The following is a 15001-nucleotide window of genomic DNA, read 5'->3' on the forward strand; positions in this document are numbered from 1 at the left end:
GGCGAGCGCGGCCGCGTAGACGCCGCCGAAGGCGGAGCCGGACTTGGTCGGGTTGCCGTTGAGGGCGACCTGGCCCTTGTACTCCGGCTTGAGCAGGTCGGCGAAGGTCTTCGGGCAGTTGGCGATCTTCTTGGCGTCGCAGCCGATGGAGACGTAGCCGCCGTAGTCGTTGACGGCGGCGCCGTTCGCGTCCTTCATGGTGTCCGGCACCTTGTCGAAGGTGGCGACCTTGTAGGGGGCGAGGATGCCGTCCTTGACCGCCTGGAGGGCGAAGGCGCTGCCCAGGTCGACCACGTCGGGGGCGCGGTCCTGGCCCTTGCGGGAGTTGATCGCGTTGATCTCGTCCTGGCTGGAGCCGTCCGGGTTCTCCTCCTCGACCTCGATGCCGTACTTGGCCTTGAAGCTGTCGATGATCTTGCCGTAGTTCGCCCAGTCCCGGGGCAGCGTGATGACGTGCAGCTTGCCCTCCTTCTTGGCGGCGGCGATCAGGCCGTCCATGCCGCCGAAGTCGGCGGCGGAGGTGGCCGTCTTGGCGTCCTTGGCGCCGCCCTGGGCGGCGTCGCCGGACTTGGCGCTCGAACCGGCGGAGCCGCAGGCGGTGAGGGAGAGCGCGGCGGCGGTCAGGACGGCCGCGAAGGCGGCGGCGCGGGCGCGGTGCACGGTCACGGGGAAGTCTCCTGTTAAGGGGGCGTACTGCGAGGGCGCTCGCGGGGGGTTCCGCGGGCTGGCGTCTCGCGAAGGATCGCGAAGGCCTGGGACGGCCTGCGAAGGTTCGTGAAGCCTTGCGAAGGTTCGCGAGGCCTTGCGGAGGGCGGCGGGCCGACCGGGGTGAGCGATCGATCGACGTCGTCCGAGTTGACTAGCCAACTTCGCTGACGGCAGTAAGTACGCCGGAGTCCGGTGACGGGAAGGTGAACGGACGCCCCAGCGCCGGGGTCGGGTGCGGGAACGGTGGAATCCGGCCATCGGAGCGTGATCCGTTCGGTGCGATGCTTCGAAGGCGCAGCGGAGTAAGGTCGGGCTGTCCGCGCCGGTACGGCTGCGCAGGACACCGCCCCAGGAGGGACATTGACTGACGTGGCAACTGAGCCCCAGCGCCCCGAGGGCCCCCCGGCCGCGGACGGGAGCCCGGCGGCCGGAGCCCCCTCGGCGGCCGGGGAACCCCCGGCGGAGCGCCCCGGCGCGCTGTACCGGAAGGTGGCCGCCGACCTGCGCGAGGCGATCACCACCGGCGCGTACGGCGAGGCCGGCCGGCTGCCCGCCGAGGGCGCGCTGGCCGAGCAGTACGGCGTCTCCCGCGGCACCGTCCGCCAGGCGCTCGCGGTGCTGCGCTCCGACGGACTGGTCACCTCCCGCCGCGGCACCCGCCGGGTGGTCCTCGGCGGTGCCCGGGTGCAGAGCTTCTCCGAACTGCTCAGCTTCACGCACTGGGCGTACTCGATGGGCGAGGAGCCCGGCGGCATCCTCGACTCGCTGGTGCGCCGCCCGGCCGACGCCGCCGAGCGCGAGCAACTGCGCCTGGAGCAGGGCGCCGAGGTGTACGTCATCGTCCGGCTGCGGACGCTCTCCGGCACGCCGGTGATGGTCGAGCGCACCGTCTACCCGCCGCGGGTCGGCGAGATCGTCGCCGAACTGCCGCCGGACGTGGTCTCGCACACCGAAGTGCTGCGCGAGCACGGCATCCTGTTCACCGACGCCGACCACACCATCGACATCGTCCCGGCCAACGGCGAGGACGCCCGGCTGCTCGGCTGCCGCCGGGGCGGTCCGCTGCTGCGCGAGCGGCGCCGCACGACCGACCCGACGGGCACGCCGGTGGAGTGGTCCCAGGACCGCTACCTGCCCGGGACGGTGGCGTTCAGCGTGCACAACTCCCTGGCCACGTCGGCGCTTTCGCGGCATGCCCGGGAGCTGGACTGAGCCCTTCGGCTACCGCATGAGCGCGGCGAGCAGCGGGCGGTAGTGCGCGAAGCCGGGCGTCGGGGCGCCGGCCTCCTTCGCCTGCTCGTCCCAGCGCCGCACCGCCACCGCGTCCCGCGCGCCCGGGAGTTCGGCGAAGGCGGCGGCCTGCTGCTCGTCCATCGGGCCGCCCTGGACGGTCAGGGTGTACTCGGAGGCCGCGGAGAGCTTCTCCCGGTAGCCGGGCTCGACCGCGCACAGGTAGCGCTTGGCGGCCACGTGCAGCCGGACCGGCTCGGTGACCTCCGGGCCGAACCAGCGGGCCAGCCAGTCGGCCCCGGAGTCGCTGTGGCGGTTGTCCTGACCCTGCATCAGATCCGTTCCGTGCAGGGCCCCGTGGAAGTGGCCGACGTCGTGCAGCAGCGCGGCGGCGACCAGGTGGTCGGGCGCCCCGGCCGCTTCGGCGGCAGCGGCGGCCTGGAGCATGTGCTCGGCCATGGTGACCTCCTCGCCCAGGTACTCCGCGGCGCCCTCGCCGGCGAACAGCGCGGCGATCGTGTCCAGGGCGGCGGCGCGGCGGCGCAGCACGGCGAGGGTGGAGGAGAGCGAGTCGAGGTCGGCGTAGCAGCCCTGGAGGTGCCGGTGGCCGTCCTGCTGGAAGGCCGTCCGGGCGTGCAGCAGGCGGGTGTTGTCGAAGACCAGGCAGTCGCCGGGGCCGAGGCGGAAGGTGAGCTGGAGCTCGGGGTGCAGGGTGATCTCGGCGAAGCGGCGGTAGGCGGCGTAGAAGGCGTCCAGGCCCGATCCGCGCAGGGTGCCGGTCGAGCGGTTGTTGAACCGGACCTCGCGGATCCGCCCCTTCGGGTCCAGGTCGATCAGCGGGCGGTCGGCCCGGAGCTCGGTGCGGCGGTCGCGGAAGACGAACGGGACAGGCGTGCGGGTGAGGACCTCGAAGGCCTCCGGCGCCTCCTCCCGGAGGACCGCCGCGGCCTTGAAGCCGTCCACCAGTCCGGAGTCGCCGCCGGTCGCCGAGTTCTCCAGGCAGTGCAGCAGCTGGAGGGTCGGCACCGGGTCCCGGTACGGGTTGTCGGTGTGCGGGGCGATGGCGACGCTGGTGAAGGCGAGGTTGTTGGGGGACGGTTCGACCCGGACGTCGAACAGCTCCCCGTAGTTGGTGACCCGCACGTACCCGAAGCTCTCCGCCACCCGCAGCACCTGCCGCTCGACGGTCGGCACCCCGCGCAGCACGGCGAAGCCGCTGTCCCGTACGGCGGCCAGCACCGCGGCCTGCTCGGCCGGGTCGGTCAGGTAGGCCTCCCACGACGCCCCGGGGAGGCCGGGCGCGAAGTCCGCCGCCGTCCAGAGCCGCTTGCCCCGCTCGGTGCGCCCGTCGCCCTCGTCCGTCCCGTTCAGCCACTCCCGCGGGTACCGCGACCGGTGCCCGTCCGACCAGAGCACCTCCAGGTGCCCGTCGGCCTCCGTGCTCGCGGCGACCGCCAGGTCCGGCGGCAGCTCGTGGATCTGGAACAGCTTCTGTCCGTTGCGCGGGTCCCGGCACTCGGCGCACGGGCAGTTGTCGCGCAGCCAGTACGGCGGCAGCTCGGTCATCGGTCTTCTCCTCGGCGGCACTACGGCTGTCGTGTCGGCTGAAGTTGTATAGCCAACTTCAGCCCTGCCGGGAGCCTGCCCGCCCTCGGTGAGTTCCACGTGCCCGGCGGGTGAACGCCACGGGAACTGTGCCCGGTGGGCCGCTCCGGCGGGCTGTTCGGGTGAGGGGGTGCGGGGCGCCGCGCGTTTCGGTGGGGGAGGGGTGGGGGCTGCGGCACTGTCGGGGTGGATTTGTCCCGATATATGAGAGGTGCGAGCAATGGCCCATTCCTCCTCCAATCCGCCCGGCTCGGGGCACACCGCGCTGCGGCGCGAGGTCGGCGTCATCGGACTGCTCTGGGCCTCGGTCGGGGCGATCATCGGCTCCGGCTGGCTGTTCGGGGCGCAGAAGGCGGCGGTGGCGGCCGGGCCCGCGGCGCTGGTGTCCTGGGGCGTCGGCGCGGTGGCGATCATCCTGCTGGCGCTGGTGCACGCCGAACTGGGCGGGCTGTTCCCGGTGGCGGGCGGCACGGCGCGCTACCCGCACTACGCCTTCGGCGGGTTCGCCGGGATGTCCTTCGGCTGGTTCACCTGGCTGCAGGCCGCGACCATCGCGCCGATCGAGGTGCAGGCGATGATCAACTACGCCCAGCACTGGAGCTGGGCGGACGGCCTGCTGAACAAGGACCTGACGCTGACCGGCTGGGGGTTCGTCGTCGCGGCCCTCCTGCTCGGGGTCTTCGTCGCGGTCAACTTCCTCGGCGTGCGGCTGCTCGCGCACACCAACAGCGCGGCCACCGTGTGGAAGGTCGCCATCCCGGTGCTGACCATCGTCACGCTCGGCCTCACCGAGTTCCACGGCTCCAACTTCACCGTCCACGGCTTCGCCCCGGACGGCGCCAAGGGCGTGCTCGCCGCGATCAGCAGCAGCGGGGTGATCTTCGCGCTGCTCGGCTTCGAGCAGGCCATCCAGTGGGCAGGCGAGAGCCGCAACCCGCGCCGGGACATCCCGCGCGCCGTGCTCGGCTCGGTGGTGATCGGCACGGTCGTCTACGTGATGCTCCAGGTGGTGTTCGTCGGCGCGCTGCCGCCGGAGACCTTCGCCAAGGGCTGGACCACGCTCGACTACCCCGGGATCAGCGGACCGTTCGCCGGCCTGGCGACCCTGATCGGCCTGGGCTGGCTGGCCACCGTGCTGTTCATCGACGCGGTCGTCTCACCGGCCGGCACCGGGCTGGTCTACATCACCTCCAGCTCCCGGGTCACCTACGGCCTGAGCCGCAACGGCTACGCCCCGCAGGCGCTGCAGTCCACCGACAAGCGCGCGGTGCCCTGGCTCGGCCTGCTCATCGCCTGGGTGGCCGGGGTGATCTGCTTCCTGCCCTTCCCGAGCTGGCAGCGGCTGGTCGGCTTCATCACCTCGGCGGTGGTGCTGATGTACGCGGGCGCCCCGCTGGCCTTCGGGGTGCTGCGCAAGCGGCTGCCGGGGATGGAGCGCTCGTACCACCTGCCCGGCGGCTCGGTGGTCTCGCCGCTGGCCTTCGTGGTGGCGAGCCTGGTCATCTACTGGTCCGGCTGGGACACCCTGTGGCGGCTCGGCCTGGCGATCGTGATCGGCTACCTGCTGCTCGGCGGGTACTCCTGGTACGCGCGCTCGAAGGGGATGCCGAACGCGCCCCGGATGGACTTCCGGGCCGGGCAGTGGCTGCCGGTCTACCTGCTCGGCATGGGCGTGGTCTCCTGGCAGGGCACCTTCGGCGCGGGCGCGCAGGGGAACCTGCCGCTGTGGTGGGACATCGCCGTCGTGGTGGTGTTCTCGCTGGTCGTCTACTACTGGGCGCTGGCGATCGCGCTGCCGGCGGAGGAGATCGAGCGGAACATCCGCGGCGTGGAGGTGGTGGACGTCAACGGGCACTGACGGCCGGGTACGGCGGCGGCCCCGGGAGCTGTTCCCGGGGCCGCCGCCGTGCGCGCGTCGGGCCGTGACGGTCGCTGTGCGCGCGTCAGGCCGCGACGGTCGCGTTCCAGGCGGCCTCGGCGGCGGCCAGGGCGGGCGCCGGGTCGGCCGAGGTGGCGGCGGCGAGGCCGGTGAGGCAGGCGCGGACGGTGTCCAGCGAGGCGGCCCGCCCGTAGTGGTTGACCCGCAGCATCGAGCCGGCCAGCGCGCCGCCGCCCGGCTGGACCGGCAGGGCCGGGTCGAGGCGGGCGGCGAGGGCGGTCGCGTCGACGCCGTCCGGGGTGCGCAGGGTGGTGGCGACCGGGGCCGCGTGGGCGTCCTCGACGACGTACGGGGCCAGGGTGCCGAGCGCGCGGACGCCGGCCCGGGTGGCGGCCGAGGCGGCGCGGTGCCGGGCGATCACGGCGGGCAGGCCGTCGGCGGCGATCCGGTCCAGGCAGGCGCCGAGCGCGAGCATCTCCAACTGGGCCGGGGCGTGCGGCAGTACGGCGCGGCCGGCGTCGGTCCAGCGCTCCTTCCAGTCCAGCAGCGAGAGGTAGGAGCGGCGCGGGGCGGCCGGGTTGGCGGCGATCCGCGCCCAGGCGCGCTCGGAGACGGACACGGCGGAGACGCCGGCCGGGCCGCCCATCGCCTTCTGGCCGCCGATGACGCACAGGTCGACGCCCCACTCGTCGGTGAGCACGGGCTCGGCGGCGACGGAGGCCACCGCGTCGAGCATCAGCAGCGCGCCGTGCTCGCGGACCACGGCGCCGATCTCGGCGACCGGGTTGGTGTTGCCGGTGGCGGCCTCGGCGTGCACCAGGGAGACGAAGTCGATCTCCGGGTTCGCCTCCAGGGCCGCGGCGACCTGCTCGGCGCTCACCGCGCTGTCGAAGGGCACGGCCAGGTCGACGACCTTCGCCCCGCAGGAGCGCAGCCAGTTGCCGAAGGTCTGCCCGTACGGGCCGGTGACGACGTTGAGGGCGGTCGAGCCGGGGTGCGCGGCGCCGCGGATCGCGGCCTCCAGGGGGAGCAGCGCCTCGCCCTGGGTGACGATCACGTCGGCCCCGGTGTGCAGCAGGGCGGCCACCTGGTCCTCGATCGCCGCGAACTCGGCGGCGCTGAGCGGGGGCAGGTCGAGGAAGGGGCTCACGTCGGTATCGCCTTTCGCGGGGTTTCGCGGGGTTTCGCGGGAGTCGCGCGGGGGCCGCGCGGGGGTCGTGCGGGGTGGGGGTGCGGAAACGAGTCTGCCGCATTGTGACTGCTTACACGGAACCCGCCCGTCGGTAGAGTGCGGCCATGAGCGATGGCGCGGTGCTGCACGTGCGGGGTCGGGTGCTGGTCGGTCCGCAGGACGTCCGGGACGAACTCTGGGTGGTGGACGGCCGGGTGAGCTTCACCCGCCCGCCGACCGCCGGGGACGTCCGGACGGTGACCGGCTGGGTGCTGCCCGGCCTGGTGGACGCGCACTGCCACGTCGGCCTGGACGCGCACGGCGCGGTGGACGCCGAGACCAGCGAGAAGCAGGCGCTCACCGACCGGGACGCCGGCACCCTGCTGATCCGCGACGCCGGCTCGGCCGCCGACACCCGGTGGATCGACGACCGCGAGGACCTGCCCCGGATCATCCGGGCCGGGCGGCACATCGCCCGCACCCGCCGCTACATCCGCAACTACGCGCACGAGATCGAGCCCGGCGACCTGGCCGCCTACGTCCGGGCCGAGGCCCGGCGCGGGGACGGCTGGGTGAAGCTGGTCGGCGACTGGATCGACCGCGACCGCGGCGACCTCGCCGCCTGCTGGCCCGGCGACGCGCTGGCCGAGGCGATCGCGGCGGCGCACGAGGAGGGCGCCCGGGTCACCGCGCACTGCTTCTCCGCCGAGTCGCTGCCGGACCTGCTGGCGGCCGGGATCGACTGCGTCGAGCACGCCACCGGCCTGACCGAGGAGCTGATCCCGGTCTTCGCCGAGCGCGGGGTGGCGATCGTGCCGACCCTGGTCAACATCGCGACCTTCCCGGACCTCGCGGCCGGCGGCGAGGCCAAGTTCCCGGCCTGGTCGGCGCACATGCGCCGGCTGCACGAGCGCCGGTACGCCACGGTGGGCGCCGCGCACGACGCGGGCATCCCGGTGTTCGTCGGCACCGACGCGGGCGGCTCGCTGGCGCACGGGCTGGTCGCGGAGGAGGTGGCGGAGCTGGTGAAGGCGGGGCTGAGCCCGGCCGAGGCGCTGTCGGCGGCGAGCTGGGGAGCGCGCGCGTGGCTGGGGCGGCCGGGGCTGGAGGAGGGCGCGCCGGCGGACTTCGTGGTGTACGCGCAGGACCCGCGGGCGGACGTCCGGGTGCTCGCGGACCCGCGGCTGGTGGTGCTGCGGGGGCGGCCGGTCGGGTAGCCGCGCCGGGGGTTCCGCCGGCCCGCCGGGCCCTCTCGATCACATGATCATCCGCTGAAAGCCGTGTCGGTGTAGGCCGATAGGGTGGCGACCATGGCACCGCGTCCACTGAACGAGATCGTCGAGCCCGGCTGGGCCACCGCCCTGGAACCCGTCGCCGGACGGGTCGCCGCGATGGGCGACTTCCTGCGCTCCGAGCTGACCGCAGGCCGTACCTACCTGCCCTCCGGCCCGAACGTGCTGCGCGCCTTCCAGCAGCCCTTCGCCGACGTGCGGGTGCTGATCGTCGGGCAGGACCCGTACCCGACCCCCGGCCACGCCGTCGGGCTCAGCTTCTCGGTGGCGCCGGAGGTGCGGCCGATCCCGGCGAGCCTGATCAACATCTACCGGGAGTACGGCACCGACCTGGGCCTGCCGGAGCCGTCCAACGGGGACCTCACCCCGTGGACGAACCAGGGCGTGCTGCTGCTCAACCGGGTGCTCACCGTCCAGCCGCGCAAGAGCGGCGGGCACCGGGGCAAGGGCTGGGAGGCGGTCACCGAGCAGGCGATCCGGGCGCTGGTGGCGCGCGGCGGCCCGCTGGTGGCGATCCTGTGGGGGAGCGACGCCCGCAACCTGCGGCCGCTGCTGGGCAACGTCCCGTCGGTGGAGTCGGTGCACCCCAGCCCGATGTCGGCCGACCGCGGCTTCTTCGGCTCGCGGCCGTTCAGCCGGGCCAACGAGCTGCTGGTGCGGCAGGGGGCGCAGCCGGTGGACTGGCGGCTGCCGTAGCAGAGATGGGTCAGCGCAGAACGCCAATCTCACTCCAACGGGTGAAATGACGTTCTGTGTTACTCATGTGACGGATTGTTCGAGAAGACTGGCGGCTCATCGTTTCATCTGTGTGGGGGTACCGCCTTGTCTTCTCGCCCGTCTTCGGCCTCGTCTTCGCGCCCGTCCGCTTGCCCGTCCTCTCGCCGAATCGTTTCCGCCGCCGCGGCCACCGCCGTGGTGGCGAGCTCACTGCTCACCGCCGCGCCCGTCCAGGCGGCCGAGCCCGCCCCGTCGTCGCCCGGTAAGGCGCGCGCCGTCACCGCCGAACTCGACCTGGACGTCAGCCTGTTGAACAAGGCGGTGGACGTCCCGGTGAACATCGCGCTGAACAAGGTGGAGTCGCCGGCGCAGCGCGACGGCTCGATCCTGACCGCCACGGTGGCCGGGGTGGACCAGACGGGCCCGGTCACCCTGGTCAAGGCGGACGTCGGCAAGTCGGTCACCCGCGTCGACGCCAAGGGCGCCACCGCCTCCGTCAAGCTGGTCAACGCCGACGTGCACGCCCCCGGCCTGCCCGCCACCGCGCTGCTCGGCCTGGAGGCGATGAGCGCCGAGGCCAGCTGCCCGGTGGACGGGCAGCCCACCGCCGACGTGGTCGCGCCGCTCAAGCTCAGCGTGCTCGGCAAGCCGGTCACCGTCGGCCTGTACGGGCCGACCAAGGTGGACGTGCCGCTGGTCGGCAGCGTCTCGGTGGAGTTCTCCAAGAAGACCGTCACCACGACCACCGCCGCCGCCTCCGCCCTGGAGGTGCAGGTGGAGGTGAACCCGCTCAACCTGAACGTCGCCAAGGTCACCGGGAAGGTCACCGTCGCCTCGGTGAGCTGCGAGAAGCCCTCCGGGCCGGCGGCCACCCCGTCCGGCCCGGCCACCCAGAGTGCCGCGCCCACCAGCGCGCCCGCCGTCGAGCCGGTCGCCGACACCACCGCCTCGCGCACCCCCGTTCCGCAGGCCGCGGTGGAGAAGCCGGAGAAGTCGGAGAAGCTGGCCGCCACCGGCGGCAGCAGCGCCACCGGCCCGCTGGCCGCGGGGGCCGCCGCCCTGGTCGCGGGCGGGGCGGCCGCGCTGTGGGCCACCCGGCGCCGTCGCGCCGCGCACGCCCGCCGGCACTGACCGGGCGGCGGTACTGACCGCCCGCCGGCGCTGACCGTCCGCCGGTACTGACCGTGTGGCTCCGCTGACCACAGGGTGGCGCTGATCACGCGTCGTCACTGAACGTACCCACGTCATCACTCATGGCACCCGGAACGGCGGGAGTGTCGCCCCCGGCACTCCCGCACCGTGACCGTGCCAATGCGGACGGTTGGTTCACCTGCGCGTTACACAAGAGGAACAACCGGGAAACGGCGGCTTGCGACGCTACGCGGGCACCCACCACCCAGCAATGCGAGGGACACGCAGTGGCAATCAAGGCCGAGTACATCTGGATCGACGGCACCAAGCCGACCGCGAAGCTCCGTTCCAAGACTCGCGTCCTGCCCAACGCCGACAAGATCCCGACCTGGGGCTTCGACGGTTCCTCGACCAGCCAGGCCGAGGGCCACGCCTCGGACCGCGTGCTGGACCCGGTGCGGGTGACGCCGGACCCGATCCGCGGCGGCGACAACATCCTGGTCCTCTGCGAGGTCCTGGAGACGGACGGCACCCCGCACGTCTCCAACACCCGCGCCCTGCTGCGCGAGGTCGCCGAGAAGTACGCCTCGCAGGAGTCGATCTTCGGCATCGAGCAGGAGTACACCTTCTTCAAGGGCTCCCGCCCGCTCGGCTTCCCGGAGGGCGGCTTCCCGGCCCCGCAGGGCGGCTACTACTGCGGCGTCGGCGCCGAGGAGGTCTTCGGCCGCGAGATCGTCGAGCTGCACCTGGACCGCTGCATCGACGCCGGCCTGGCCATCTGCGGCATCAACGCCGAGGTCATGCCCGGCCAGTGGGAGTTCCAGATCGGCCCGGTCGACGCGCTGACCGTCTCGGACGACATGTGGATCGCCCGCTACCTGCTGTACCGCACCGCCGAGGAGTTCGGCATCGACGCCACCCTCGACGCCAAGCCGGCCCGCGGTGACTGGAACGGTGCGGGCGCCCACACCAACTTCTCCACCAAGGCGATGCGCGAGGGCTACGACGCCATCATCACCGCCTGCGAGTCGCTCGGCACCTCGCAGGAGAAGGTGCTGGAGCACGTCAACCAGTACGGCCACGACATCCAGTCGCGCCTCACGGGCAAGCACGAGACCGCCCCGTGGAACGTCTACAGCTACGGCGTCTCCGACCGCGGCGCCTCGGTGCGCATCCCGTGGCAGGTCGAGGTGGAGAAGAAGGGCTACATCGAGGACCGTCGCCCGAACGCCAACGTCGACCCCTACGTCGTCACCCGGCTCCTGATCAACACCTGCTGCGAGGCCCTGGAGAAGGCCGGCCAGGTCTGATCCGCCGCGTCTCCTGAGCAGTCCGCCGGGCCTCCCCTCCATGTGAGGGGAGGCCCGGCGGCGTTCCGGTCGGCTCCGCGAAATCGGCGGACCAGTCGTTGAACTCGGCCGAGCGGGGCTCCCGTTGCTACCGGAGAGGGCCCGACGGGCGGGCGCCGGGAAGCGCTCGCGCGCCGACCGGTCGCCGCCCGCGGCCCGAACCGTTCACTCAGGAGCGTTCATGAAGAAGATCCAGGCGGCCCTCGTCTCCGCCGCCGCCCTCGCGGGCATCGGGCTGGCCGCGGCTGCGGCTCCCGCCTCGGCCGCCGGCGGGACCACCGCCACCACGCCGGGCGTGCCGATCACGGTGCCGGGCGTTCCCTCGCCGGGTGCGCCGACCACGGTGCCGGGCGCTCCCAGGCCGGGCGTGCCGATCACGCCGGGCAAGCCGGCCGGGCCGGGTGTGGCGCAGGGCCTCGCCGTCGAGCCGGCCGGTTCCGGGAGCACCCCCGTGCCGGGTGTCACGACCTGCAGCGACCGGCTGTTCGGCGGCACGTTCTACTGCGGCGGCAGCTACGGCAGCGGGGCGACCTTCTTCGACTTCCGGGACGGCACCCGCCTGATCCTGGTGATCGGCACCAACCACGCGGTGTACACGCGGTCGACCATCGCCAACTCCACCAAGCTGACCGACTGGAAGTCCCTCGGCGGCACCATGGCCGGCAAGGTCGAGATCACCGCGGCGACCATGGGCGGCGCCTTCCGCATCGACGTGCCCGGCGCCGACGGCCGGACCTGGTCCCGGGCCCGGGACACCAACGGCAGCTGGACCGGCTGGACGGCGCGGTAGCGAGCCGGTTCCGATCAGGTCTTGATCGGGGTGGGGCGGTCCCGGAGAATCGGGCCATGACTGCTCCGGACCGCCCCCTTCTCGTGCGCCGTCTGCACGTGGACCTGGGGCGGGTGTGGGCGGACGGGTGTCGCGGTCGGCGGGTTCCGTCAACCGACCGCAGGCAGTACCGGCCCCAGGAGTGTGTCCGTCCATGGCTCTCACCTTCCACTGGTTCCTCCCCACCAACGGCGACAGCCGGCTGATCGTCGGTGGCGGGCACGGCTCCACGCCCGGCACGGCCGGCTCGGACCGGCCGCCGAGCGTCGGCTACCTCGGCCAGATCGCCCGCAGCGCCGAGCAGTTGGGCTTCGAGGGGGTGCTGACGCCGACCGGGGCCTGGTGCGAGGACGCCTGGCTGACCACCGCGATGCTCAGCCAGGTGACCGAGCGGCTGAAGTACCTGGTGGCGTTCCGGCCCGGGCAGATCAGCCCGACGCTGGCCGCGCAGATGGCCGCGACCTACCAGCGGCAGTCCGGCGGGCGGCTGCTGCTCAACGTGGTGACCGGCGGGGAGTCCGCCGAGCAGCGCGCCTACGGGGACTTCCTGGACAAGGACGCCCGGTACGCGCGGACCGGGGAGTTCCTGGGCATCACCCGGCGGCTCTGGGCGGGGGAGACGGTCGACCACCACGGGCCGCACCTGCGGGTCGAGGGGGCGCGGCTGAACCGGCTGCCGGACCCGGTCCCGGCGGTGTACTTCGGCGGCTCCTCCCCGGCCGCCGGCGACGTCGCCGCCGAGCACGCGGACGTCTACCTGACCTGGGGCGAACCGCCCGCCCAGGTCCGGGAGAAGATCCGCTGGATCCGCGGCCTGGCCGCCGCCCGGGGCCGGACCGTACGGTTCGGCATCCGGCTGCATGTGATCACCCGGGACACCGCCGCCCAGGCCTGGGCGGAGACCGAACGGCTGCTCGCCGCGATGGACCCGGAGCGGGTGCGGGAGACCCAGCGGGCGCTCGCCCGGAGCGAGTCGGAGGGCCAGCGGCGGATGCTCGCGCTGCACGGCGGCTCGGCGCAGCGGCTGGAGGTGTACCCCGGACTGTGGGCCGGCATCGGGCTGCTGCGCGGCGGCGCCGGGACGGCGCTGGTGGGCAGCCACCGGGAGGTCGCGGACCTGATCTGCGAGTACCACGGGCTGGGCGTCGACGAGTTCGTGCTGAGCGGGATGCCGCACCTGGAGGAGGCGTACTGGTTCGGCGAGGGCGTGCTCCCGCTGCTCGCCGCCCGCAACCTGTGGTCCCGCCCGTAGCGGGCGCCCGCTCCGCGCGTCGACCCGCAAACCGCTGGTCAAGCGCCCCCGCCGGACCGAGAATTCATGGCATGACCCAGCAGCCCCTGCTCCTCCTCGACGTGGACGGACCGCTCAACCCCTACGCCGCGCCGAAGCGGAGGCCCGAGGGCTACGCCACCCACCGGCTGCGCCCCTCCTGGTGGGTGGCGAAGCAGGAGCACCTGGCGGCGGTCCAGGCCCGGCAGGCGACCCGCGCCAGGCACGCCAAGCCCCCCGCCGTCCGGGTCAAGCCGCTGCGGGTCTGGCTCAACCCCTCGCACGGCGCGGAACTGCTGGCACTGCCCTACGAACTGGTGTGGGCCACCGGCTGGATGGGCGACGCGAACACCCACATAGGGCCGCACCTGGGCCTGCCCGAACTCCCGTACATCAGCTGGTCCGACCTGTTCGGCGAGGCGCGGGACGGGCTGCACTGGAAGACCAGGGACGTGGTCGCCTGGGCCGCCGGACGCCCGTTCGTCTGGGTGGACGACGAACTCGGCCCGCGGGACGAGGAGTGGATCGAGGCGAACCACCCCGGCCCGGCGCTCGCCCTGCACGTCAACCCCCGACTCGGCCTGCTCGCCGACGACTTCGCCACGCTACGGGATTGGGCGGAGGGGTGTGCTGTTCCAGGGGCGTGAACGGAGAAGGGCGGGGCGCGCGAGGTGTGAACGGTCGAGCGGAGTGCGCCGAGCGCCCCGTTGTGCTCGGGGCGCCGCCCTTTCTACCGTCCCGTCATGACCATTCTCACGGAGCCCATCGGCAGCATCCCCCGGCCGAGCACTCTGCTGAACGCCCTGACCGAACACGCCGAGGGGCGGCTGTCCGACGCCGACCTGAAGAAGCTGCAGGACGAGGCCACCGCCGACACCCTGGCCAGGCTGGCGGAGCTCGGCTGCCCCGTCCTGGTGGACGGCGAGCAGGCGAAGCCGAGCTTCGTCACGTACCCCCTCGCCGGGCTGACCTCCCTTGCCGGGGACGGCGCCGTCATCCCCTTCGCCGACGGACACACCCGGCAGCTGCCGCGGCTGACCGCCGGACCCTTCCGGTACCGGGTCCGTGCCGAGACCTATCTGCGCGACGCCCTGCGGCACACCTCGCAGCCCGTCAAGCAGGCCGTCATCGCACCCTCCGTGCTCAGCCTGCTCTACCCCGCCGACGGCATCGACGGGTACTCGCGCGAGAACTTCCTGGAGGACCTGGCCGACGAGGCCGAGGCCGACATTCGCGGCTGCCTGGACGCGGGCGCCCACGTCGTCCAACTCGACTTCACCGAGGCCCGGTTGTCGCTCAAGCTGGACCCGTCGGGCAGTCTGCTGGACGACTTCGTGGCCCTCAACAACCAGGTGCTCGACCGGTTCGCCGAGGAGGAGCGGGCCCGCCTCGGCGTGCACACCTGCCCGGGCGGGGACCAGGACTCCACCCACAGCCTGGACGTCGACTACGCCGAGCTGCTGCCGAAGCTCTTCCGGCTCAGGGTCGGCAACTTCTACGTGCAGCTGGCGAGCGAGGCCGACCCCGACCGCGTGCTCGCCGTCATCGCGGATCAACTCCGCCCCGGAATCCGGGTGTTCGTCGGAGTGACCGACCCGATCGACCCCAGGGTGGAGACCCCGGAGGAGGTGCGGGACCGGGTGCTGGCCGCAGCCCGGCACATCCCGGTCGACCAGCTCGGCACGACCGACGACTGCGGATTCTCACCGTTCGCAGACGACGCCTCCACCTCGCGGGACACCGCCTTCGCCAAGATCGCGGCCCGCGTGAAGGGCACCGCCCTGGCGGCGGAGGCGCTCGGGCTCCAGTAGCGCTCGCTG

13 protein-coding genes are annotated in these 15001 nt (G+C 73.2%); 10 read left to right on the top strand and 3 right to left on the bottom strand.

The window, feature by feature from the left end; all coding sequences use genetic code 11:
• Positions 1-666, bottom strand: a 666-nt coding sequence (locus ACWDCZ_RS29595; RefSeq protein WP_449817424.1) for an ABC transporter substrate-binding protein, incomplete at its 3' end; no start/stop codon positions are given.
• A gap of 411 nt (positions 667-1077) precedes the next feature.
• Between ACWDCZ_RS29595 and ACWDCZ_RS29600 the strand changes: the two genes are divergently transcribed.
• Positions 1078-1920: a GntR family transcriptional regulator gene (locus ACWDCZ_RS29600; protein WP_234348617.1), complete on the top strand. Its 843-nt coding sequence runs from the start codon at positions 1078-1080 to the stop codon at positions 1918-1920.
• 9 nt (positions 1921-1929) lie between these two features.
• Here the strand turns inward: ACWDCZ_RS29600 and tmpA are convergent, their stop codons facing one another.
• Positions 1930-3504 (bottom strand): 2-trimethylaminoethylphosphonate dioxygenase, encoded by a 1575-nt coding sequence (gene tmpA / locus ACWDCZ_RS29605; protein ID WP_449817425.1) that lies wholly within the window; start codon positions 3502-3504, stop codon positions 1930-1932.
• Positions 3505-3763: 259 nt separating this feature from the next.
• Between tmpA and ACWDCZ_RS29610 the strand changes: the two genes are divergently transcribed.
• The gene (locus ACWDCZ_RS29610) at positions 3764-5401 is read left to right on the top strand and encodes an APC family permease (RefSeq protein ID WP_449817426.1); all 1638 of its coding nucleotides are present in this window, start codon (positions 3764-3766) and stop codon (positions 5399-5401) included.
• Positions 5402-5486: 85 nt separating this feature from the next.
• Here the strand turns inward: ACWDCZ_RS29610 and ACWDCZ_RS29615 are convergent, their stop codons facing one another.
• A complete protein-coding gene (locus tag ACWDCZ_RS29615) occupies positions 5487-6572 on the bottom strand; it encodes a pyridoxal-phosphate-dependent aminotransferase family protein (protein WP_117490014.1) in 1086 nt (361 codons plus the stop codon).
• Positions 6573-6718: 146 nt separating this feature from the next.
• On the opposite strand from ACWDCZ_RS29615, the gene ACWDCZ_RS29620 reads away from it, so the two are divergent.
• The 8 genes from ACWDCZ_RS29620 to ACWDCZ_RS29655 all read left to right on the top strand — a co-directional run bounded on the left by ACWDCZ_RS29620 (position 6719) and on the right by ACWDCZ_RS29655 (position 14992).
• On the top strand, positions 6719-7810 hold the full coding sequence (locus tag ACWDCZ_RS29620; RefSeq protein WP_074001643.1) for an amidohydrolase family protein: 1092 nt from the start codon (positions 6719-6721) through the stop codon (positions 7808-7810).
• Between the two features lie 93 nt (positions 7811-7903).
• Positions 7904-8581: a uracil-DNA glycosylase gene (locus tag ACWDCZ_RS29625; protein ID WP_049659571.1), complete on the top strand. Its 678-nt coding sequence runs from the start codon at positions 7904-7906 to the stop codon at positions 8579-8581.
• Between the two features lie 126 nt (positions 8582-8707).
• Complete coding sequence (locus ACWDCZ_RS29630; protein WP_449817427.1) at positions 8708-9733, top strand: SCO1860 family LAETG-anchored protein; 1026 nt, start codon at positions 8708-8710, stop codon at positions 9731-9733.
• Between the two features lie 287 nt (positions 9734-10020).
• Positions 10021-11043, top strand: coding sequence for a glutamine synthetase (gene glnII / locus ACWDCZ_RS29635; protein ID WP_449817428.1), 1023 nt, complete (start codon positions 10021-10023; stop codon positions 11041-11043).
• A gap of 220 nt (positions 11044-11263) precedes the next feature.
• Positions 11264-11872 carry a hypothetical protein gene (locus tag ACWDCZ_RS29640; RefSeq protein WP_074001641.1) on the top strand — a complete coding sequence of 203 codons (609 nt, stop codon included), beginning with the start codon at positions 11264-11266 and terminating at the stop codon, positions 11870-11872.
• Between the two features lie 193 nt (positions 11873-12065).
• Positions 12066-13163, top strand: coding sequence for an LLM class flavin-dependent oxidoreductase (locus tag ACWDCZ_RS29645; RefSeq protein WP_117490022.1), 1098 nt, complete (start codon positions 12066-12068; stop codon positions 13161-13163).
• A 71-nt stretch (positions 13164-13234) separates the two neighbouring features.
• Complete coding sequence (locus tag ACWDCZ_RS29650; RefSeq protein ID WP_049656658.1) at positions 13235-13828, top strand: HAD domain-containing protein; 594 nt, start codon at positions 13235-13237, stop codon at positions 13826-13828.
• A 96-nt stretch (positions 13829-13924) separates the two neighbouring features.
• Complete coding sequence (locus tag ACWDCZ_RS29655; protein WP_449817429.1) at positions 13925-14992, top strand: cobalamin-independent methionine synthase II family protein; 1068 nt, start codon at positions 13925-13927, stop codon at positions 14990-14992.
• Positions 14993-15001 lie beyond the last annotated feature (9 nt).

This window comes from Kitasatospora sp. NPDC001225, assembly GCF_053597855.1.

What these genes read in the sequence shown, in the direction of transcription:
- ACWDCZ_RS29650 (WP_049656658.1), top strand. Translation starts at nt 13,235, where the DNA reads ATGACCCAGCAGCCCCTGCTCCTCCTCGACGTGGACGGACCGCTCAAC.
- tmpA (WP_449817425.1), bottom strand. Translation starts at nt 3,504, where the DNA reads ATGACCGAGCTGCCGCCGTACTGGCTGCGCGACAACTGCCCGTGCGCC.
- ACWDCZ_RS29620 (WP_074001643.1), top strand. Translation starts at nt 6,719, where the DNA reads ATGAGCGATGGCGCGGTGCTGCACGTGCGGGGTCGGGTGCTGGTCGGT.
- ACWDCZ_RS29625 (WP_049659571.1), top strand. Translation starts at nt 7,904, where the DNA reads ATGGCACCGCGTCCACTGAACGAGATCGTCGAGCCCGGCTGGGCCACC.
- ACWDCZ_RS29655 (WP_449817429.1), top strand. Translation starts at nt 13,925, where the DNA reads ATGACCATTCTCACGGAGCCCATCGGCAGCATCCCCCGGCCGAGCACT.
- ACWDCZ_RS29610 (WP_449817426.1), top strand. Translation starts at nt 3,764, where the DNA reads ATGGCCCATTCCTCCTCCAATCCGCCCGGCTCGGGGCACACCGCGCTG.
- ACWDCZ_RS29645 (WP_117490022.1), top strand. Translation starts at nt 12,066, where the DNA reads ATGGCTCTCACCTTCCACTGGTTCCTCCCCACCAACGGCGACAGCCGG.
- ACWDCZ_RS29640 (WP_074001641.1), top strand. Translation starts at nt 11,264, where the DNA reads ATGAAGAAGATCCAGGCGGCCCTCGTCTCCGCCGCCGCCCTCGCGGGC.